General features: G+C 71.6%; 17 protein-coding genes. 11 read left to right on the plus strand and 6 right to left on the minus strand.

What is annotated here, in order from left to right:
- Nucleotides 1-47: 47 nt before the first annotated feature.
- The 3 genes from AC6EI4_RS12465 to ettA all read left to right on the plus strand — a co-directional run bounded on the left by AC6EI4_RS12465 (nucleotide 48) and on the right by ettA (nucleotide 4,080).
- Nucleotides 48-1,700: a GTPase gene (locus AC6EI4_RS12465; protein ID WP_498451659.1), complete on the plus strand. Its 1,653-nt coding sequence runs from the start codon at nucleotides 48-50 to the stop codon at nucleotides 1,698-1,700.
- Between the two features lie 128 nt (nucleotides 1,701-1,828).
- Complete coding sequence (locus tag AC6EI4_RS12470; protein WP_498424244.1) at nucleotides 1,829-2,317, plus strand: single-stranded DNA-binding protein; 489 nt, start codon at nucleotides 1,829-1,831, stop codon at nucleotides 2,315-2,317.
- An 80-nt stretch (nucleotides 2,318-2,397) separates the two neighbouring features.
- A complete protein-coding gene (ettA, locus tag AC6EI4_RS12475; RefSeq protein ID WP_498424243.1) occupies nucleotides 2,398-4,080 on the plus strand; it encodes an energy-dependent translational throttle protein EttA in 1,683 nt (560 codons plus the stop codon).
- A gap of 33 nt (nucleotides 4,081-4,113) precedes the next feature.
- Here ettA and AC6EI4_RS12480 read toward each other — a convergent pair whose 3' ends face one another.
- Nucleotides 4,114-4,602 carry a MarR family winged helix-turn-helix transcriptional regulator gene (locus AC6EI4_RS12480; protein ID WP_498424242.1) on the minus strand — a complete coding sequence of 163 codons (489 nt, stop codon included), beginning with the start codon at nucleotides 4,600-4,602 and terminating at the stop codon, nucleotides 4,114-4,116.
- Nucleotides 4,603-4,726: 124 nt separating this feature from the next.
- Nucleotides 4,727-5,944: an acetyl-CoA C-acetyltransferase gene (locus tag AC6EI4_RS12485; RefSeq protein ID WP_498424241.1), complete on the minus strand. Its 1,218-nt coding sequence runs from the start codon at nucleotides 5,942-5,944 to the stop codon at nucleotides 4,727-4,729.
- Between the two features lie 102 nt (nucleotides 5,945-6,046).
- On the opposite strand from AC6EI4_RS12485, the gene AC6EI4_RS12490 reads away from it, so the two are divergent.
- Nucleotides 6,047-6,910 carry an acyl-CoA thioesterase gene (locus AC6EI4_RS12490; protein WP_498451660.1) on the plus strand — a complete coding sequence of 288 codons (864 nt, stop codon included), beginning with the start codon at nucleotides 6,047-6,049 and terminating at the stop codon, nucleotides 6,908-6,910.
- Nucleotides 6,911-6,946: 36 nt separating this feature from the next.
- On the opposite strand, the gene AC6EI4_RS12495 is transcribed toward AC6EI4_RS12490, so the two are convergent.
- Nucleotides 6,947-7,330, minus strand: coding sequence for a globin (locus tag AC6EI4_RS12495; RefSeq protein WP_498424238.1), 384 nt, complete (start codon nucleotides 7,328-7,330; stop codon nucleotides 6,947-6,949).
- Between the two features lie 92 nt (nucleotides 7,331-7,422).
- Here AC6EI4_RS12495 and AC6EI4_RS12500 point away from each other — a divergent pair, with 92 nt between their 5' ends.
- The gene (locus AC6EI4_RS12500; RefSeq protein WP_498424237.1) at nucleotides 7,423-7,848 is read left to right on the plus strand and encodes an OsmC family peroxiredoxin; all 426 of its coding nucleotides are present in this window, start codon (nucleotides 7,423-7,425) and stop codon (nucleotides 7,846-7,848) included.
- A gap of 71 nt (nucleotides 7,849-7,919) precedes the next feature.
- On the opposite strand, the gene AC6EI4_RS12505 is transcribed toward AC6EI4_RS12500, so the two are convergent.
- A complete protein-coding gene (locus tag AC6EI4_RS12505) occupies nucleotides 7,920-8,882 on the minus strand; it encodes a mechanosensitive ion channel family protein (protein WP_498424236.1) in 963 nt (320 codons plus the stop codon).
- Between the two features lie 187 nt (nucleotides 8,883-9,069).
- Between AC6EI4_RS12505 and AC6EI4_RS12510 the strand changes: the two genes are divergently transcribed.
- On the plus strand, nucleotides 9,070-9,432 hold the full coding sequence (locus AC6EI4_RS12510) for a hypothetical protein (protein WP_498424235.1): 363 nt from the start codon (nucleotides 9,070-9,072) through the stop codon (nucleotides 9,430-9,432).
- Nucleotides 9,419-9,784, plus strand: a complete 366-nt coding sequence (locus AC6EI4_RS12515) for a DUF5130 family protein (RefSeq protein WP_498424234.1) — start codon at nucleotides 9,419-9,421, stop codon at nucleotides 9,782-9,784. The genes AC6EI4_RS12510 and AC6EI4_RS12515 overlap by 14 nt, the downstream gene beginning before the upstream one ends.
- A gap of 84 nt (nucleotides 9,785-9,868) precedes the next feature.
- Here AC6EI4_RS12515 and pepN read toward each other — a convergent pair whose 3' ends face one another.
- On the minus strand, nucleotides 9,869-12,415 hold the full coding sequence (gene pepN / locus AC6EI4_RS12520; protein ID WP_498424233.1) for an aminopeptidase N: 2,547 nt from the start codon (nucleotides 12,413-12,415) through the stop codon (nucleotides 9,869-9,871).
- A gap of 155 nt (nucleotides 12,416-12,570) precedes the next feature.
- Between pepN and AC6EI4_RS12525 the strand changes: the two genes are divergently transcribed.
- Nucleotides 12,571-14,163, plus strand: coding sequence for a CHAP domain-containing protein (locus AC6EI4_RS12525; RefSeq protein WP_498424232.1), 1,593 nt, complete (start codon nucleotides 12,571-12,573; stop codon nucleotides 14,161-14,163).
- A gap of 70 nt (nucleotides 14,164-14,233) precedes the next feature.
- Nucleotides 14,234-14,833, plus strand: coding sequence for a mycothiol-dependent nitroreductase Rv2466c family protein (locus tag AC6EI4_RS12530; protein WP_498424231.1), 600 nt, complete (start codon nucleotides 14,234-14,236; stop codon nucleotides 14,831-14,833).
- 16 nt (nucleotides 14,834-14,849) lie between these two features.
- Here AC6EI4_RS12530 and AC6EI4_RS12535 read toward each other — a convergent pair whose 3' ends face one another.
- Nucleotides 14,850-15,533, minus strand: coding sequence for a GOLPH3/VPS74 family protein (locus AC6EI4_RS12535; RefSeq protein WP_498451661.1), 684 nt, complete (start codon nucleotides 15,531-15,533; stop codon nucleotides 14,850-14,852).
- Between the two features lie 74 nt (nucleotides 15,534-15,607).
- Here AC6EI4_RS12535 and AC6EI4_RS12540 point away from each other — a divergent pair, with 74 nt between their 5' ends.
- Both AC6EI4_RS12540 and metG read left to right on the plus strand, forming a co-directional pair.
- Nucleotides 15,608-16,804 (plus strand): peptidoglycan recognition protein family protein, encoded by a 1,197-nt coding sequence (locus AC6EI4_RS12540; protein WP_498424229.1) that lies wholly within the window; start codon nucleotides 15,608-15,610, stop codon nucleotides 16,802-16,804.
- 42 nt (nucleotides 16,805-16,846) lie between these two features.
- Complete coding sequence (metG, locus tag AC6EI4_RS12545; RefSeq protein WP_498451662.1) at nucleotides 16,847-18,643, plus strand: methionine--tRNA ligase; 1,797 nt, start codon at nucleotides 16,847-16,849, stop codon at nucleotides 18,641-18,643.
- The last annotated feature ends 3 nt before the right edge of the window (nucleotides 18,644-18,646 follow it).

The raw sequence follows: 18,646 nt of genomic DNA on the forward strand, positions 1-18,646 counted from the left end.
GCACATAGGGTGGCCAGGCACGCATCACCGAAGCTTCGAGGGAGAACATGACGTCCTTGCTCGAGGGGGCCAAGAATCTGGTCACCCGGAGTACCGACATCGGCGCACGGGTCGAGTCGCTCGAGTCCGCCGTCGCGCTGGCTCGGGGGCGCCTCGACGACGGGCTCGTCGACGCGGCCGCGGCGACGGTCGAGAAGGCCACCGGACGTCTGCGTCTCTCCGCCGACCACACCGTGGTCGCCATCGCCGGCGCCACCGGCTCCGGCAAGTCCTCGACCTTCAACGCCCTCACCGGCCTGGAGCTGTCCGCGACCGGCGTGCGCCGTCCCACCACCTCGTGGGCCACGGCGTGCATCTGGGGCCGGGAGGGCGCCACCGAGCTGCTCGAGTGGCTCGGCATCCCGGAGCGGCACCAGACCACCCGCGACTCCATGCTGGACACCAAGCGCGAGGGCAACGCCCTCGACGGCGTGGTCCTGCTGGACCTGCCCGACCACGACTCGACCGAGGTCTCCCACCACCTCGAGGTGGACCGCCTCGTCGAGCTCGCCGATCTGCTGGTCTGGGTGCTCGACCCGCAGAAGTACGCCGACGCGGCGATCCACGAGCGCTACCTCGCGCCGCTGAGCCAGCACGGCGAGGTGATGGTGGTGGTCCTCAACCACCTCGATTCCGTTCCCGAGGCCCGTCGCGCCGGCATGCTCGACGACGTACGCCGCCTGCTCGAGGCCGACGGGCTGCACGACGTCCCGGTGATCGGGCTCAGCGCCCGCGAGGGCTGGGGCGTCGACGAGCTCAAGGGCGAGATCGCCTCGCGGGTGAAGGCGAAGAAGGCCACCCGGGCACGCCTGGCCGCGGACCTGCGCACCGCCGCGGAGCGGCTCAGTGACGCCTCCGGGTCCGCGCAGGCTCGCCAGCTGCCCAAGCAGCGCGTCGCCGAGCTCGACGACGCCCTCGCCGACGCCGCCGGGGTGCCGACCGTCGTCGACGCCGTCAAGACCTCGACCCGTCGGCGCGCCGCCCGCGCGACCGGGTGGCCGGTGGTCTCCTGGTTCTCCCGCCTGCGCCCCGACCCGCTCAAGCGCCTGCATCTCGACCTCGGCAGCGCCGGCAAGGAGCTCTCGGGCCTGGCCCGGACGTCGGTGCCGGAGGCGACCCAGGTCCAGCGGGCCCGCGTCGACGCCGCCGTGCGCCGGGTGGCCGACGACGTCTCGGCCGGTCTGGCGCCGCCGTGGGCAGCGTCGATCCGGGGGGCCTCGGTCGCCCACCTCCCCGAGCTGGGCGACCGTCTCGACGCCACGCTGGCCAGCACCGACCTCGGAGCGGGGCGCGTCCCGATCTGGGCCAACCTGGTCCGTGTCCTGCAGTGGCTGCTGATGCTGACCGCCCTGGTGGGTGGCGTCTGGCTGCTGGCGCTGGCGGTGATGGGCTATCTCCAGATCGACGTCTCCGCTCCTGAGGTGACCGGCCTGGCACTGCCCACGCTGCTGCTGCTGGGGGGAGTGGCGCTGGGGATCGTGCTGGCCCTGGTGTGCCGGGTGCTGGTCGAGGCGACGGCGCGACGCCGCGCCAGGTCCGCGGACCGCCGGCTCCGTGAGGGCATCCACCAGGTGGCCGAGGAGCTCGTGGTCGGGCCGGTCGAGCGCGAGCTCGAGGTCTACACCGAGCTGCGTGCCCAGCTGGCCCGCGCGCTGAAGTAGCCACCGGGCGTCCACAGCCGCCGGGCAGCACGGAGTTCTCCACAGCCGGCGCAGCGTGCCTCCCACGGCCCGGGTTCGTCGACGAGTCTGATCCGCATCCGCCATCGAGATGCGAAGGAGACACGAGGATGAACGACACCTACATCACGTTCCAGGGCTGGGTCGGCAGCGAGGTCACGCTCACCGAGGTGGGCGGGGGAGTGCAGGTCGCCTCGTTCCGGGTCGGCAGCACCCCGCGCCGCTTCCGCGGCGGGCAGTGGGAGAACGGGCAGACCGCCTGGTACACGGTCAAGGCCTGGCGCGCCCTGGCCACGCACGTGGAGAGCTCGGTGCGCAACGGCGACCCGGTGGTCGTGCACGGCCGGCTCGAGGCCGACGTGTGGCAGCGCGAGGACGGCCAGACCTCGACGCGCTACGTGGTGGTCGCCACGTCGGTGGGCCACGACCTGGCCAAGGGCACCTCGTCGTTCGTCCGGGCGCCCCGCAACGAGCTGACCCCCGGCGTCGACCAGGGCCCGGTCCGCGAGGTGATCCACTCCTACGACGAGGGCGGGCCGAACCTCGACGCCCACGGGGAGGTGGTGGCCCAGCCGGCGGCCGACAGCCCGGCCGCCTGAGCGCGGGCGTCGCGGCTGCGGCGCCGTGCAGGGACGCCCGGTTGGAGTCGAGAGGGGCGCGGACCGTAGGCTCGTCTGTCATGGCGGAATATGTGTTCACTCTGCGCAATGTGCGCAAGGCCCACGGCGACAAGGTCGTCCTCGACAACGTGACCATGTCGTTCCTGCACGGCGCGAAGATCGGTGTCGTCGGTCCCAACGGCGCCGGCAAGTCGTCGCTGCTCAAGATCATGGCCGGGCTCGACCGCCCCAACAACGGTGACGCGATCATCGACCCCGAGGCGACGGTCGGCATGCTCCAGCAGGAGCCGCCGCTGAGCGAGGGCAAGACGGTCCTGGAGAACGTCGAGGAGGCGGTCGCCGAGATCAAGGGCAAGCTCGATCGCTACAACGCGATCTCCGAGGAGCTCGGGCAGCCCGACGCCGACTACGACACGCTCCTGGCCGAGATGGGCGACCTGCAGACCGACCTCGACCACGCGAACGCCTGGGACCTCGACAGCCGACTCGACCAGGCGATGGACGCGCTGCGCTGCCCCCCGCCGGACGCGATCGTCGACAACCTCTCCGGTGGTGAGCGCCGCCGCGTCGCGCTGTGCAAGCTGCTGCTCCAGCAGCCGTCCCTGCTGCTGCTCGACGAGCCCACCAACCACCTCGACGCGGAGTCCGTGCAGTGGCTGGAGGGACACCTCAAGACCTACCCTGGCGCCGTCCTCGCGGTCACCCACGACCGGTACTTCCTCGACAACGTGGCCGAGTGGATCGCCGAGGTCGACCGCGGCCAGATCCACGGCTACGAGGGCAACTACTCCACCTACCTGGAGACCAAGAAGGATCGCCTCAAGATCGAGGGCCAGAAGGACGCCAAGCGCGCCAAGATGCTCGAGCGCGAGCTGGCCTGGGTGCGCTCGAACGCCAAGGCCCGCCAGACCAAGAGCAAGTCGCGTCTGGCGCGCTACGAGGAGATGGCGGCCGAGGCGGACCGGATGCGCAAGATCGACACCTCCGAGATCAACATCCCCGCTGGCCCGCGCCTGGGCGACGTGGTGCTCGAGGCGGAGGGTCTGACCAAGGGCTTCGGGGACCGGATCCTGATCAACGACCTGTCCTTCTCCCTGCCGCGGGCCGGCATCGTCGGCGTGATCGGCCCCAACGGCGTCGGCAAGACCACGCTGTTCCGGATGATCACCGGGCAGGAGGAGCCCGACGCGGGCAAGCTCACCGTCGGGCAGACCGTGAAGATCTCCTACGTCGACCAGAGCCGCGGCGGCATCGACCCGCAGAAGAACGTCTGGGAGGTCGTCTCCGACGGGCTGGACTTCATCAAGGTCGCCAACTTCGAGATGAACTCGCGCGCCTACGTGGCGTCCTTCGGCTTCAAGGGCCCCGACCAGCAGAAGAAGTCCGGTGTCCTCTCCGGTGGTGAGCGCAACCGGCTCAACCTGGCGCTGACGCTGAAGATGGGCGGCAACATGCTGCTGCTCGACGAGCCCACCAACGACCTGGACGTGGAGACGCTGTCCTCGCTCGAGGACGCGCTGCTCGACTTCCCCGGCTGTGCCGTGGTCACCTCGCACGACCGGTGGTTCCTGGACCGCGTCGCGACCCACATCCTCGCCTGGGAGGGCGACGACGAGGACTCGGCCCAGTGGTTCTGGTTCGAGGGCAACTTCGCGGCCTACGAGGAGAACAAGGTGGAGCGGCTCGGCGTCGAGGCGGCCCGCCCGCACCGCGTCACGCACCGCCGGCTCACCCGCGACTGAGCGCGGGCGCCGTGCTCGGCGCCCGCCCCGGGGTCAGCGGATCTCGACCTCGGGGTGGCCGCCGATGAGCCGGTCGGTGACCGCGTCCATCACCCGGCCGAGCGCGGCGAAGTCCTGCTCGTCGGCCAGGTCGACGAGGTTCTCGCGCACCCCGCGCACGTGCACCGGCGCCGCCCGCACGAGCAGCGCGTAGCCCTTGTCGGTCATCGTGGCGACGATGCCGCGGCCGTCGTCGGCGCTCTGCGTGCGCGCGACCAGCCCGGCGTTCTCCATCCGGGCGACGGTGTGGGTGACCCGGCTGCGGCTGTGCCGCAGGGCGTCGGCGAGCTGCGCCATCCGCAGCTGGCGACCGGGGCGCTCGGAGAGCCGCACCAGGATCTCGTACTCGGTCAGGGAGAGGTCGAACGCGCGACGGAGGTCCTCGTCGAGCCGGTCCATCAGCAGGGTGTTCCCGATGATCAGGGCACGCCACGACCGCTGCTGGTCCGCGTCGAGCCATCGGACCTCTGTGTCGTCTGCCATGGCGCGGAGTTTACTGCTCCGAGCGCACGCCGCCGGCGTTCCGGGGATGTGCACAAGCGCCGGACGCCCGGCCGTGGGTAACGGCCGGGCGTCCGGGTGGAGCTGGGTTGCGGTGCCTGGGGGCTCAGCCCATCCGCTCGAGGATGAGCGCCATGCCCTGGCCGCCGCCCACGCACATGGTGATCAGGCCGGTGGACTTGTCGTGCCAGTCCAGCGAGTTGATCATCGTGTTCTGCAGGCGCGCACCGGTCATCCCGAAGGGGTGGCCCACGGCGATCGCGCCGCCGTTGATGTTGAGCCGGTCGAGGTCGATGCCGAGCTCCTGGTAGGACGGCACCACCTGGGCGGCGAAGGCCTCGTTGATCTCGACCAGGTCGATGTCGCCGATGCTCATCCCGGCGTACTTGAGGGCGCGCTGGGTGGCCTCGACCGGACCGAGGCCCATGATCTCCGGCGACAGGCCGCTGACACCGGTGGAGACGATGCGCGCGAGCGGGGTCAGCCCCAGCTCCTTGGCCTTGGTGTCGGACATCACCACGACCGCCGCGGCGCCGTCGTTGAGCGGGCAGCAGTTGGCGGCGGTGACGACGCCGTCGGGCCGGAAGACCGGCTGCAGCTGGGAGGCGGCCTCGTAGGTGACGCCGGCCCGGGGGCCGTCGTCGGTGGAGACGACCGTGCCGTCGGCCAGGGTGATCGGCGTGATCTCGCGGGCCCAGAAGCCGTCCGCGATCGCCTTCTCGGCGAGGTTCTGGCTGCGCACGCCGAACTCGTCGAGCTCCTTGCGGCTCAGGCCGCGCATCCGAGCGACGTTCTCGGCCGTCTGGCCCATCGCGATGTAGGCGTCGGGCAGCAGGCCGTCCTCACGCGGGTCGCGCCAGTCCTTGCCGCCCTTCGCGTACTCCTCGGTCTGCGCGATGGCAGGGTCGAAGAGGGCGTTGCGGGTGTTGGGGATGTGGTCAGACGTGCCGTTGCGGAAGCGGGACACCGTCTCGACACCGGCGGAGATGAACACGTCACCCTCGCCGGCCTTGATCGCGTGGAAGGCCATCCGCGTGGTCTGCACCGACGAGGCGCAGTACCGGGTGACGGTCGCGCCCGGGACCTCGTCCATGTCGTTGAGGACGTTGACGATGCGTCCCATGTTGTTGCCCATCTCGCCGCCGGGGAGACCGCACCCGAGGTAGAGGTCGTCGACCGTCTTGCGGTCGAGCTCGGGCACCTTGTCCAGGGCAGCCTTCACGATCAGGGCGGCCAGGTCATCGGGGCGGAAGTCCTTGAGCGAGCCCTTGTTCGCTCGGCCGATCGGTGAACGAGCGGCGGAAACGATCACTGCCTCAGGCATGCAAATTCTCCGTTCAAGTGGGGGGTCGGGCCTCGGTGGAACGTGTTCCAACAGGGACCCAGGTCACAGCCTAGTGCCAGGGGGCCTGCCATCATCCGTGGTGTGCGCCACCTTTATCAGTGCCCCCTGCGATGGGCCGACATGGACGTGCTCAACCACGTCAACAACGTGACCTACGTCGACTACCTGCAGGAGGCGCGTGTCGACATGCTGTTGACGCACGATCCGCAGCGCGCCGCCGGTGAGCTCGCCGAGGCCCTCGTGGTGGTGCGCCACGAGGTGCACTACCGCTCCCCGCTGAAGTTCCGCTTCGCGCCGGTGAGCATCGAGTGCTGGGTCACCGACATCCGGGCGGCCACGTTCACGATGTCCTACGAGATCTTCGACGAGACCGCCGAGGGGCGCCACGTCTACCTGCGCGCCAGCACCGTGCTCACGCCGTACGTCTTCGAGCAGGAGCGCCCACGCCGGCTGCGGGGCGAGGAGAGGGAGATGCTCGCCGGGTTCCTGGAGGACCCGCCGGTGGGGGAGCCGGCGGTCCTGGGCGGGGTCCGGCCCAGCGAGCTCGGGCATTACCCCCTGCACGTGCGGTTCTCCGACGTCGACGTCTACGGCCACGTCAACAACGTGAAGTACTTCGAGTACTTCCAGGAGGCCAGGATCCTGCTCGTGGACCGGCTCTCCCACGGACTGGGCCGCACCATCGCCCGCCTGCGGATGGTGGTGGCGCAGACGGACGTGGAGTACCGGGTGCCGATCCTGTTCCGGCCCGAGCCCTACGACGTGTGGAGCACGATCACGCACCTGGGGCGGACCTCGATGGTGATCGAGTCCGAGATCCGGGACGGGGACGTCCTCGCCGCCCGGGCCCGCGTGGTGATGGTCTTCTTCGACCCCGAGACCCAGCGCCCCGCCGCACCGCCGCAAGAGGTGCGCGAGGTGGTGGAGAGGCTGATGCTCGACTGAGCGCCGGCGGTCGGGCCGGTCAGCGCCGCGGTCGGGTCACTGCCCGGTGTTGATCATGAACTGCGCCGCGTGGGTGACGTAGTCCCACAGCTGCGCGTCCTGCTCCGGCGGCAGCGCGACCTCGTCGAGGCCCTCGCGGAAGTGCAGCAGCCAGCGCTCCTTGGAGGCCGGGTTCACCGCGTACGGCGCGTGCCGCATCCGCAGCCGCGGGTGCCCGCGCTGCTCGGAGTAGGTGGTGGGGCCGCCCCAGTACTGCACCAGGAAGCTGGTGAAGCGCTCAGCCGCCGGCCCGAGGTCCTCCTCGGGGTACATCGGACGCAGGATCTCGTCGGTGGCGACACCCTCGTAGAACCTGTCGACGATGCGCTTGAACGTCGGGTAACCGCCGACCTCGTCGTAGAACGTGCTCACCCGCCCCATTGTGCCGACCGGGCCTGACCGAGACCCCCTGGGGTGGGTGCGACGTGGAAGACTCGGGGCGCAACCCGTCCCCGACGCAAGGAGTCAGATCGATGGCAACCACCCGCACCGCCCAGACCAACTGGGAAGGCACCCTCCTCGAGGGGGCCGGCAAGGTGACGCTGCAGTCCTCGGGCGTCGGCACCTTCGACGTCTCCTGGCCCTCGCGGGCCGAGGAGGCCAACGGCAAGACCAGCCCCGAGGAGCTCATCGCGGCCGCCCACTCGTCGTGCTTCTCGATGGCGCTCTCGGCGGCGCTGACGAAGGCCGGCACGCCGCCCACGTCGCTGCAGACCACCGCCGACGTGGAGCTGACCCCGGGCACCGGCATCACGGGCATCAAGCTGACCGTGGTCGGCACCGTGGAGGGCATCTCCGCCGAGGCCTTCGTGGAGGCGGCCGAGGGCGCCAAGGCCGGCTGCCCGGTGAGCCAGGCGCTCGCCGGCACGACCATCACGCTGGACGCCTCGCTGGCCTGAGCCGGCCGAGACGAAGACGGCCGTCGCCTCCCCGACAGGGAGGCGACGGCCGTCTTCGTCGTCCGGGGCGCTCAGCCGGCGGGGTGGTGGGTGTCGCGGGCCGGGTCCGGGCGGGCCTCGGCCTCGCCCTCGCGGTGCCAGATCACCCGCTGGGCGAAGGGGATCTCGATGCCCTCGTAGTCGAAGCGCGCCTTGATCCGCTCGCGCATCTCGCGCGCCACGGCCCACTGCTCCATCGGCGCGGTCTTCAGCGTGACCCGGACGGTCACCGCGTCGGCGGCGAGCGCCTCGACGCCCCACACCTCGGGCTCCTCGATGACCAGCCCCTTGAAGTCGTCGTCCTGCCACAGGTCGTGGGCGACCTCCTGGAGCACGCGGCGCACCTTGACCAGGTCCTCGTGGTAGGCGACACCGACGTCGATCACCGAGCGGGCCCAGTTCTGGCTCATGTTGCCCACGCGCAGGATCTCGCCGTTGCGCACGTACCAGACCGTCCCGTTCACGTCCCGCAGGCGGGTGACCCGCAGGCCCACCGCCTCCACGGTCCCGTTGGCCTCCCCGAGGTCGACCACGTCGCCCACGCCGTACTGGTCCTCGAAGATCATGAAGATGCCCGAGAGGAAGTCCTTGACCAGGCTCTGCGCGCCGAAGCCGAGGGCGACACCCAGGATCCCGGCGCTGGCGATGATCGGCGTGATGTTGACGCCGAACTCCGCCATCACCATCACGGTCGTGATCGCGAAGACGACACCGGTGAGGATGCTCTTGAGCAGCGACCCCATGGTCCGGGTCCGCTGCACCCGGCGCTGGCTGGTCGGAGAGCTGCTCAGCCCCGCGGCCAGGGGCGTCTGGCCCAGACTCATCCGACTTACCCGACTGGGCAGCACGCCCTCCTCGGCGCGCGCCACCACCCGGTCGATCAGCCGGTGCAGCACCCAGCGGGCGAGCAGGCCGAAGAGGATCAGGGCCAGTACGGCGGTCGGCTTGCCCAGCAGTACCTCCGCGGTCTGGGCGGCGGTCTCGTTGCCGCTCATCCACCACACGGCGCGACATGAGATGGCTTGGTTGGGTTCACACGGGTCGACAGGCTCCAGTCCGAACATGACGACCAGTATCGGGGTGGGCTGGTGAAGAGCCGGGAGGGGCGGGGGAGTGGCGCCGGAAAGCCCATCGGGGAGACGCGGGGGAGCGCCGTGGCGATCAGCCGATATCCTTGGCCGCGTGACCGCCCAGTCGAAGACCTCCGCCCCCCGCCGTGCCGCCCGCGCTGTCGTCGTGACGGTGGCGACCGCCGGCCTCCTGCTGACCGCGTCGCCCGCTCTCGCCGACGTCCCCGAGCGCTGGAGCGACCCCGAGCCCGTGAACACGCTCGATGCCATCGGCATCATCGTCGGCGCGCCGGTGCTGCTGGCGCTGGTGATCACCTTGCTGGTGATGCTGCCGTCGCTGGCGAGCGGCAACAAGCGGGCGCCCGGCGCCCACAGCGCCGACGAGTGGTTCGGTGGACCCCGCAAGGGGACCGCCGAGCGAGCCGACCCCGACAACGCCGAGTCCCAGGCCGGTGGCGCTCGTGCCCGCTGGTGATCGCTTCACCGACGCCGAGCGGCGCGACATCGATGCCACCATCCGCACCGCGGAGGAGCTGAGCCGCTGCGAGTTCTCGGTCTTCGTGGGCACCGCAGAGGGCGACCCGCACGCCTTCGCCACCAGCCTGCACAACACGCTGGCCGCACCGGCGCGCAGCGTGCTGATCATGGTCGACCCGGACGCCCGGGTGGTGGAGATCGTGACCGGCCGCGAGGTTCGCCGTCACCTCAGCGACGCCGAGACCGAGCTCGCCGCGATGGAGATGACCTCCGACTTCGCCCAGGACGACCTGGTCGGCGGGCTGCGCCGGGGCATCCAGATGCTGGCCGCCCACGCCCGCCGGGGCTGAGCTCCGGCCGAATCCCCCTGAAACGCGAGCCGCCCCCGTCCGATCTGGACGGGGGCGGCTCGCGTTCTTGGCTTTCGCCTGCGCTCAGGCGCCGGCGTCCTTGCGCTGGGCGGCCAGGGCGCGCGCCATGTCGGAGCGGCCCTCACGGACGTAGCGCTTCGCGGCCGGGTTGGCCTGCGAGGCCGCCAGCCACTCGTCGAGGCGGGCCAGGACCTCCTCGGAGACCAACGGCATCGGGAACATGTACTCCAGCGCCGTGGAGGCGCGCTGGGTGCCCTTGTCCTCCCAGATCGTCTCGGCGACCGTGAGGTACCTCTCCAGGTACGGCGCGAGCAGCTCGGCCTGACCGCTCACCTGGAAGCTCGCGGCGATCTGGCGCTGGGTCTCGTTCGGCACGTCGTCGCGCTCGATCGCGTCGCGCCAGGCCTGGGCCTTCGCCTCGGCGGTGGGGCGCACGGTGAGCGCCATGGCGGCGCGCTCCTGCCCCGAGATGGTGTTGTCGCGCGCGGCCTCCTCGAGGATCCGCGCCTCGTCGGCGCGGCCCTCGCGCGCCAGCGTGGTGAGCAGCGTCCAGCGCAGGTCGGTGTCGACGGCCAGGCCCTCGAGGGAGACCCGGCCCTCCAGCAGGCCCGCCACCCGGTCCAGGGCGGCGTCGCTGTGGGCGGCGGCGGCGAAGGCGCGGGCGAAGGCCAGCTGGTGGTCGGAGCCGGCCTCGGCGGCGTCGAGCAGCTCGTGCAGGCCCTGCTCCCAGCGGGCGGCCAGCGCATCGCGACCCGCGGGGGCGGAATAGTAGCTCACCGCGGTGCGGGCGTAGACGGGCAGCCGACTGACCGCGGTCAGGTCGGTCTCGGTGCCGATGCCGCGCAGCACCAGCGCGACGAAGTCGCTCGCGCTCATCTCCGCGTCGCGGGTCATGTCCCAGGCGGCGCCCCAGAGCAGGGCACGGGCGAGGGAGTCGTCGACCTTGTCGATGTGCGCGACCGCGGTCGCCAGCGAGCGCTCATCGAGACGGATCTTGGCGTAGGTGAGGTCGCCGTCGTTGAGCAGGACCAGATCGGGCTGGGGCTCGCCGACGAGCGCCGGCACGTCGGTGCTGGCGCCGGCGACGTCGATCTCGACGGAGGTCCGTCGCACCAGCCGCCCCTCGACGAGGTCGTAGAGGCCGACGCCGATGCGGTGGCGGCGCAGCGTCGGGAACTGCTCGTCGGCCGTCTGCCGGACCGAGAACGAGGAGAAGGCCCCGTCGGCGTCCAGCTCGAACGCCGGGCTGAGCGTGTTCACCCCGGAGGTCTGCAGCCACTCCTGCGCCCAGGTCGCCAGCTCACGCCCGGAGGACCGCTCCAGGGCCGCGAGCAGGTCGCTGAACTCGGAGTTGGCGAACTCGTGGGCCTTGAAGTAGCTGCGCAGCCCGGCCAGGAACTCCTCGATGCCGACCCAGGCCACCAGCTGCTTGAGCGTCGAGGCGCCCTTGGCGTAGGTGATGCCGTCGAAGTTGACCTCGACCGCCTCCAGATCGAAGTTGTCGGCCGCGATCGGGTGCGTCGAGGGCAGCTGGTCCTGGCGGTAGGCCCAGTTCTTGCGGGCGTTGGTGAAGCCCGTCCACGCCTCGGTGTACTCGGTCGCGTTGACCATCGCGTGGTGCGAGGCCCACTCGGCGAAGGACTCGTTGAGCCACAGGTCGTCCCACCAGCGCATGGTGACCAGGTCGCCGAACCACATGTGCGCCATCTCGTGCAGCACGGTGTTGGCGCGCTGCTCGTAGAACGCGTGGACCTGGCGCGAGCGGGGCAGGTACTCGTCGCGGAACGTCACGCAGCCCGCGTTCTCCATCGCGCCCATGTTGTACTCCGGCACGTAGAGCTGGTCGTACTTGCCGAAGGGGTAGGGGTAGTCGAAGGCCTCCTCGAAGAAGGCGAAGCCCTGCTTGGTGATCGCGACGAGCTCGTCGACGTCGAGCTGGTCCTTGATCGACTGGCGGCAGAAGTGGCCCAGCGAGATCGAGCCGTGCCGGCCCTCGTAGGTGTCGCGCACCTCGTGGTACTCGCCGGCCACCAGGGCGGTGATGTAGGTGGACATCCGCTCGGTGGCGGGGAACGCCCACACGGCCGTGCCGTCGCCCGCGTCGCGCGGCTGCGGCGTCGGCGCGTTGGAGACGACCTTCCAGTGGGACGGCGCGGAGACGGTGAAGGTGAAGACCGACTTCAGGTCGGGCTGCTCGAAGGTCGTGTACACGCGGCGGGCGTCGGGGACCTCGAACTGGCTGTAGAGGTAGACCCGGTCGTCGGCGGGGTCGACGAAGCGGTGCAGGCCCTCGCCGGTCCGGCTGTAGGCACAGTCGGCGCGCACGACCAGCTCGTTGTCGGCCGCCAGGTCGTCGAGCTGGATGCGGCTGTCGGCGTAGGCCGCGGCCGGCTCGATGCTGCGGCCGTTGAGGGTGATCTCGTGGACGGTGGCGCCGACCAGGTCGGCGAAGGTGGAGGCGCCGGGCTCGGTGCACGAGAAGCGGATCGTGGTGGTCGATCCGAAGGTGGTCTCACCCGTCGTGAGGTCCAGGTCGATGGCGTAGGACGTGACGTCGAGGAGAGCGGCGCGAGTGGCCGCCTCCTCCCGTGTGAGGTTGGTTCCAGGCATGCGGGCATCCTCTCACCCGCCGCCGTGGCGGCGCTCCACCGCGCCTGCGGCCGAAAACTACAGCAATGTAGTTGTCCCCTCGGCGTGTCAGGCTTGACTTCTTTCACTAAGGTACTCACGTGCCACAGCCGCCTCATCCTTACCGTCAGCGTCTCGTGGCGACCCTTCTCACCCTCGTGACCGGGGCGGGCCTGAGCCTCGTCGCCCCCGCCGCGCCGGCCTCCGCCGACTCGTCGTACCTGTGCACGGGCTACGCCAAGTGCAAGCAGGCCGGCTATCCGCACGCCGGCTACGCCACCGCGGGCTCGACCATGTGGTGGCGCATGTACTCCGGCCACAACTGCACGAACTACGTCGCCTACCGACTGGTGGCCGGGGGGATGCCCAACACCCGACCGTGGTCGGGCAGCGGCAACGCGACCAACTGGGGCGTCGCGATGAGCCGGCTCACCAACACCACCCCGATGGTCGGCGCGGTGGCCTGGTGGAAGGCGGGCTCGCCCGGAGGCGGGTCCAGCGGTCACGTCGCCTTCATCGAGCAGGTCGTCTCCAGCACCGAGATCGTGGTCTCCGAGGACAGCTGGGGCGGGGACTTCCACTGGCGCCGGATCACCCGCGCGGGCCGCGGCTGGCCGACCGGGTTCATCCACTTCGCCGACAAGGCCGTGGCCGCGACCGCCGCGCCGGCGATCGTCGGCACGCCCGCGGTCGGTACCGCGCTGCGCGCCACCACCGGGACGTGGACGCCCGCGGCCACCACCTCGGTGCAGTGGCTGGCCGGCGGGGTGGCGATCCCCGGCGCGACGACCGAGACGTTCACCCCCGCCGCGGCCCAGCAGGGCAAGCAGCTGAGCGTGCAGGTCACCGCCACCAGCCCCGGCTACGTCACGGCCAAGGCGACCTCGGCGGCCACCGCCGCCGTCGCGCTGGGCACCCTGCGTCCCGCCGCGCCCCCCACCATCAGCGGCACCGCACAGGTCGACGAGGTCCTCGTCGCCTCCCCGGGCTCCTGGCAGCCGACGCCGGCCACCAGCACCGTCCAGTGGCACGCCGACGGCAAGCCGATCCCCGGCGCCACCGGGTGGCGTCTCGAGCTGGGCCAGGAGCAGGTGGACCGCACCATCACCGCCGTGGTCCGGGCCCGCGCGGCCGGCTACCGCCAGGCCGTCGCGCGCTCGAGCGCCGCCGGCCCGGTGCTCGCGCCGGTCATCGAGGTGCAGCGACCCTTCGTGCTGCGTGGGGCGGGGCGGCTGGGCGGTGAGCTCAGCGTCCAGCCGGGCAGCTACGCCCCGGCCGACGCCACGCTGAGCCACACCTGGCTGCGCGACGGTCAGCCGATCGCCGGGGCCACCGGCTCGAGCTACGTCCTGGGTCCGGCAGACCTCGGCGCCCGGATGTCGGTGCGCGTGGACCTGACCCGCAGCGGCTACCGGAGCTCGACCCAGACCCTGACCCTGGGGTCGGCGGTCCGCACCACCTCCGCGCTGGTGCTCGCGACACGCGGTCGTCGCGGCCGCGCGTTGCTCCACATACGTCTCGACGTCGAGGGCACGACGGCACCGACGACCAGGTTCACCCTCAGCGTCGGCGGCCGTCAGCTCACCCGCCGGCTGGTCGCGGGGAAGGCGCGGGTGCTGGTGCGCGGTCTGCGGGCGGGCCGCCACCAGGTGCGGGTGGTCTACGCCGGCAGCGAGGTGATCGGGGGCTCCCGGGCCCGGGGCGTGGTACGGGTCCTGGGGCGGCGCTGATCAGCGCCCGGCCGCGGCCCGGGGCGCCGGTGAGGGAATGACGCTCGACGGCATCGGGTTGACTGCTGGCATGACCAACACTGACTTCTGGTTCGATCCGCTCTGCCCGTTCGCCTGGATCACCTCGCGGTGGGTCCTGGAGGTGGAGCAGGTGCGCGACATCTCGGTCACCTGGCACGTGATGAGCCTGGCCTACCTCAACCAGGACAAGGACATCCCCCAGGAGTACCGCGACCGGCTCGCCGGCGCCTGGGGCCCGGTCCGGGTCTGCATGGCCGCCGAGCAGGCGCACGGCAAGGAGGTGCTCGCCGACCTGTACACCGCGATGGGCAACCGCATCCACCTCCAGGAGCAGCCGATCTCCCGCGAGCTCCTCGCGGCGGCGCTCGCCGAGGCCGGCCTGCCCGGCGAGCTGGTCGAGGCGATGGACAGCACCCAGTACGACGAGGCGATCAAGGCCTCGCACCACCTGGGCATGGACCAGGTCGGCGACGACGTGGGCACCCCGACCATCGCCATCGACGGCGTGGCGTTCTTCGGGCCGGTGCTCGGGAGCATCCCGCGCGGCGAGGAGGCCGGCCGGGTCTGGGACGGCGCGGTGGCGCTCGCGGCGTACCCGCAGTTCTTCGAGCTCAAGCGCTCGCGGACCGGGGACCTCGACTTCAGCTGAGCCCCGCGAGCGGGGCTCAGCCGCTGCCCGTCGTGGTAGCCACGGTGGCGGCCACCATCACCGCGGCCATCGCCGCCTGGGCGGCCTCCACGGCGTCCTTGACGGCCTCGGCCGCCCAGGCACCCTGGGCGATCTCCTTGGCCCGGTGGCGCACCTCCTTTGCGGTGAGGCCGTCGACCTCGATCAGCCGGTGCGCCTGGCCGGCCGCGGACAGCAGCGCGATCAGGGCGCCGGTGCGTGGGTCCACGTCCGCCCCGGGACGCAGCGCGGCCGCGATCAAACGGCGCACCTGCTCCTCGTGGGTGGAGGTGCGCGCCGGCCAGCGGCGGCGGGGGAAGACCCCGAGCACCTTGTCCTCGCGCCGCTCGAGGATGCCCTCCTCCTCGAGCCGGCCGAGCAGGGCCTGGCGCAGCCCCTTGCCGAGGGCCCCGACGAGGTCCTGGGCCGAACGCTGCTTGGCCGCGACGGTGGTGAGGGCGTCGCACAGGACCCGGTCGTCGAGCTCGGGCGCATCTTGGACCACGTGCACGGTGCTGCGCGCCCAGCGGCCCTCGCGGCGCTGGACTTCCAGCGCCCCGAGCACGGCCAGCTCGATCAGCACCGCGCCGCCGAGCAAGGCGTCCGGGTCGTCGACCCAGGCGAGCCTGCCGGACTCGTCGTCGAGCAGGAGCAGCAGCAGATCCTCTGCGATCAGCGTCATGGCCGGACTGTAGTTGCCCCTGGGCGTCGCGTCAGGTGGGCGGCGTGGGCGGTGATGACGCAGGATGGGCCGCGATGAGTCTGCTTCCTCCGCCTGCCCGTGTCCGTGTCCTTCTCCCCGCCACCGTCGTCACCCTGGTGGCGACCCTGCTCGGCCCGCCGCCGGCCGTCGCGACGGGGCCCGCCGAGGCGCTCCCGGCCCCCGCGCGTGTCCAGCTCAGCGACGACGCCGGTTCGGGGGTGCCGCGCGCGGAGGTGCCGCTGGGCGGCGTGCTCCAGCGCACCCGCGCGGGCGGTGAGGTGCGCCGCACCACCACCGTGACGACCTCGGCGTTCCGGATGGTGGCGCTGACGTGGCAGGGCCGGGCCCGGACCCCCGACCTGGCCGTGCGCACCCGCACCGCCGACGGCTGGGCGCCGTGGCAGGACGCGCCGTCGCTGAGCGACCAGCCGGACGCGGGGGAGGGTCGGGCCGTCCGGGCCCGGGGCACCCAGCCGCTGTGGGTCGAGGAGTCCGACGCCGTCCAGGTCCGGGTGCGCGGCCAGCAGCCGCCCGGGCTCGCCCTGGTGCTGCTGAACCCCGAGGTGCGCCGCGCCGATGCCCGGCTGGGCCGGACGGGGGCCGGCGGGGCCGTCGCTCGACGGGCCGCCCGGCCCAAGGCCGCCCCGCGGCCGGTGCTGCTCCGCAGGCCCCAGTGGGGTGCGGACGAGTCGTGGCGCACCAGCGCTCCGCGCTACAACCGCCGGCTCCAGCAGGTGCACGTACACCACACGGCGACCAGCAACTCCTACACCCGCGCCGAGGTGCCGGCCATCATCCGCGGGATGTACAGCTACCACACCCGCAGCCTGGGCTGGTCCGACCTCGGCTACAACTTCCTGATCGACAAGTTCGGCCGGATCTGGGTGGGACGGGCCGGCGGCCCCAACCGGCACGTGCGCGGGGCGCACACGCTGGGCTTCAACCACACCTCGGTCGGGGTGGCGCTGATCGGCAACCACGAGGGCTCGGCCCCCTGGGCGCGGGCGGTGACCAGCCTGGTCCGGGTGGCGGCATGGAAGCTCGACCGGGCCAACCGGCGCCCGACCGGCGTCGTCCCGGTCTTCTCCCAGGGCAGCGATCTCTACCCGGAGGGCCGCCGGGTCCGGCTGCCGGTCATCGACGGGCACCGCGACACCAACCACACCGCCTGCCCGGGTGGGGACCTGCACGACCTCCTCCCGAAGATCCGGCGCCGCGCCCAGAAGCGCGCCGACAGCTTCGGCCGCTGACGCGCCGTCGCCCGTGCCGACCCCTCCTCCTAGGATCACCCCATGAGCAGAGTCCTGTCCGCAGTCGCCTGGCCCTACGCCAACGGCCCCCGCCACATCGGCCACGTCGCCGGCTTCGGCGTCCCCTCCGACGTCTTCAGCCGGTACATGCGGATGGCCGGGCACGACGTGCTGATGGTCTCCGGCACCGACGAGCACGGCACCCCGATCCTGATCGCCGCCGACGAGGCCGGCGTCAGCGCCCAGGAGCTCGCCGACACCAACCACCGGATGATCGCGCAGGACCTCTGCGGGCTCGGGGTCTCCTACGACCTCTACACCCGCACCACCACGCCGAACCACTACGCCGTGGTCCAGGAGCTCTTCACCGGCGTCCACGACAACGGCTACTTCGTCGAGAAGACCACCTACGGCGCGATCTCGCCGTCCACCGGGCGGACCCTGCCGGACCGCTACATCGAGGGCACCTGCCCGATCTGTGGCGCCGAGGGCGCACGCGGCGACCAGTGCGACACCTGCGGCAACCAGCTGGACCCGCACGAGCTGAGGAACCCGCGCTCGAAGATCAACGGCGAGGTGCCGGAGTTCATCGAGACCCAGCACTTCTTCCTCGACCTGCCCGCGCTGGCCGACGCGCTCAAGGAGTGGCTCGACGAGCGCGAGGCGTCGGGGACCTGGCGGCCCAACGTGATCCGGTTCAGCCAGAACATCCTCAAGGAGATCAAGCCGCGCGCGATGACGCGCGACATCGACTGGGGCATCCCGGTGCCGCTGGAGGGGTGGCGCGACAACCCCACCAAGAAGCTCTACGTGTGGTTCGACGCGGTCGTGGGCTACCTCTCGGCCAGCATCGAGTGGGCGCGGCGCACGGGGGACCCCGACGCGTGGCGCTCCTGGTGGAACGACCCCGAGGCGCTGTCGTACTACTTCATGGGCAAGGACAACATCACCTTCCACAGCCAGATCTGGCCGGCCGAGCTGCTGGCCTACTCCGGCAAGGGGAAGTACGGCGGCCGGCCGGGCTCCCTGGGCGAGCTCAACCTGCCCACCGAGGTCGTCTCGAGCGAGTTCCTGACCATGGAGGGCAAGAAGTTCTCCTCCTCCAAGAAGGTCGTCATCTACGTGCGCGACATGCTCGCGCGCTACCAGCCCGATGCGTTCCGCTACTTCGTCGCCGCCGCCGGGCCCGAGAACCAGGACAGCGACTTCACCTGGTCGGAGTTCGTGCGCCGCACCAACGACGAGCTGGTCGCCGGCTGGGGGAACCTGGTCAACCGCACCGCCACGCTGGTGGCGAAGAACTTCGGCGAGATCCCGGCCGCCGGTGAGCTCACCGACGCCGACCGTGCCGCGTTGGCCGGCACCGAGGCGGCCTTCGGCGTCGTCGGCGACCTGATCGCCCGGCACCGGCAGAAGGCCGCCATCGGCGAGGCGATGCGCGCGGTCGCCGAGGTGAACAAGTACGTCACCGACCACGAGCCGTGGAAGCTGGCCAAGGACCCGGCCGACCGCGAGCGGCTGGCCACGATCCTGCACGTGATGACGCAGTGCGTCTCGGACCTGAACACGGTGCTCTCGCCGTTCCTGCCGTTCTCGGCCAACACCGTCGACGAGGTCTTCGGCGGCGCCGGCGACGTCCAGCCGATGCCGCGCCTGGAGGAGGCCGAGGACCTCGACGGGGGCGCGTCGTACCCGATCATCACCGGCGACTACACCGGCGCCCGGCGCTGGGCCCGCACGCCGGTGGTGGCCGGCACCCCCGTCGCCAAGCCGACCCCCGTCTTCACCAAGCTCGATCCGGGGGTCGTCGACGAGGAGCTGGCCCGGCTGGCCGGCTGAGTC

Source organism: Nocardioides sp. Z43_10 (genome assembly GCF_059766615.1).

What these genes read in the sequence shown, in the direction of transcription:
- AC6EI4_RS12505 (WP_498424236.1), bottom strand. Translation starts at nt 8,882, where the DNA reads ATGAGCGGCAACGAGACCGCCGCCCAGACCGCGGAGGTACTGCTGGGC.
- AC6EI4_RS12485 (WP_498424241.1), bottom strand. Translation starts at nt 5,944, where the DNA reads ATGCCTGAGGCAGTGATCGTTTCCGCCGCTCGTTCACCGATCGGCCGA.
- AC6EI4_RS12465 (WP_498451659.1), top strand. Translation starts at nt 48, where the DNA reads ATGACGTCCTTGCTCGAGGGGGCCAAGAATCTGGTCACCCGGAGTACC.
- AC6EI4_RS12530 (WP_498424231.1), top strand. Translation starts at nt 14,234, where the DNA reads ATGACCAACACTGACTTCTGGTTCGATCCGCTCTGCCCGTTCGCCTGG.
- AC6EI4_RS12535 (WP_498451661.1), bottom strand. Translation starts at nt 15,533, where the DNA reads ATGACGCTGATCGCAGAGGATCTGCTGCTGCTCCTGCTCGACGACGAG.
- pepN (WP_498424233.1), bottom strand. Translation starts at nt 12,415, where the DNA reads ATGCCTGGAACCAACCTCACACGGGAGGAGGCGGCCACTCGCGCCGCT.
- AC6EI4_RS12470 (WP_498424244.1), top strand. Translation starts at nt 1,829, where the DNA reads ATGAACGACACCTACATCACGTTCCAGGGCTGGGTCGGCAGCGAGGTC.
- AC6EI4_RS12480 (WP_498424242.1), bottom strand. Translation starts at nt 4,602, where the DNA reads ATGGCAGACGACACAGAGGTCCGATGGCTCGACGCGGACCAGCAGCGG.
- ettA (WP_498424243.1), top strand. Translation starts at nt 2,398, where the DNA reads ATGGCGGAATATGTGTTCACTCTGCGCAATGTGCGCAAGGCCCACGGC.
- AC6EI4_RS12500 (WP_498424237.1), top strand. Translation starts at nt 7,423, where the DNA reads ATGGCAACCACCCGCACCGCCCAGACCAACTGGGAAGGCACCCTCCTC.
- metG (WP_498451662.1), top strand. Translation starts at nt 16,847, where the DNA reads ATGAGCAGAGTCCTGTCCGCAGTCGCCTGGCCCTACGCCAACGGCCCC.
- AC6EI4_RS12495 (WP_498424238.1), bottom strand. Translation starts at nt 7,330, where the DNA reads ATGGGGCGGGTGAGCACGTTCTACGACGAGGTCGGCGGTTACCCGACG.
- AC6EI4_RS12540 (WP_498424229.1), top strand. Translation starts at nt 15,608, where the DNA reads ATGAGTCTGCTTCCTCCGCCTGCCCGTGTCCGTGTCCTTCTCCCCGCC.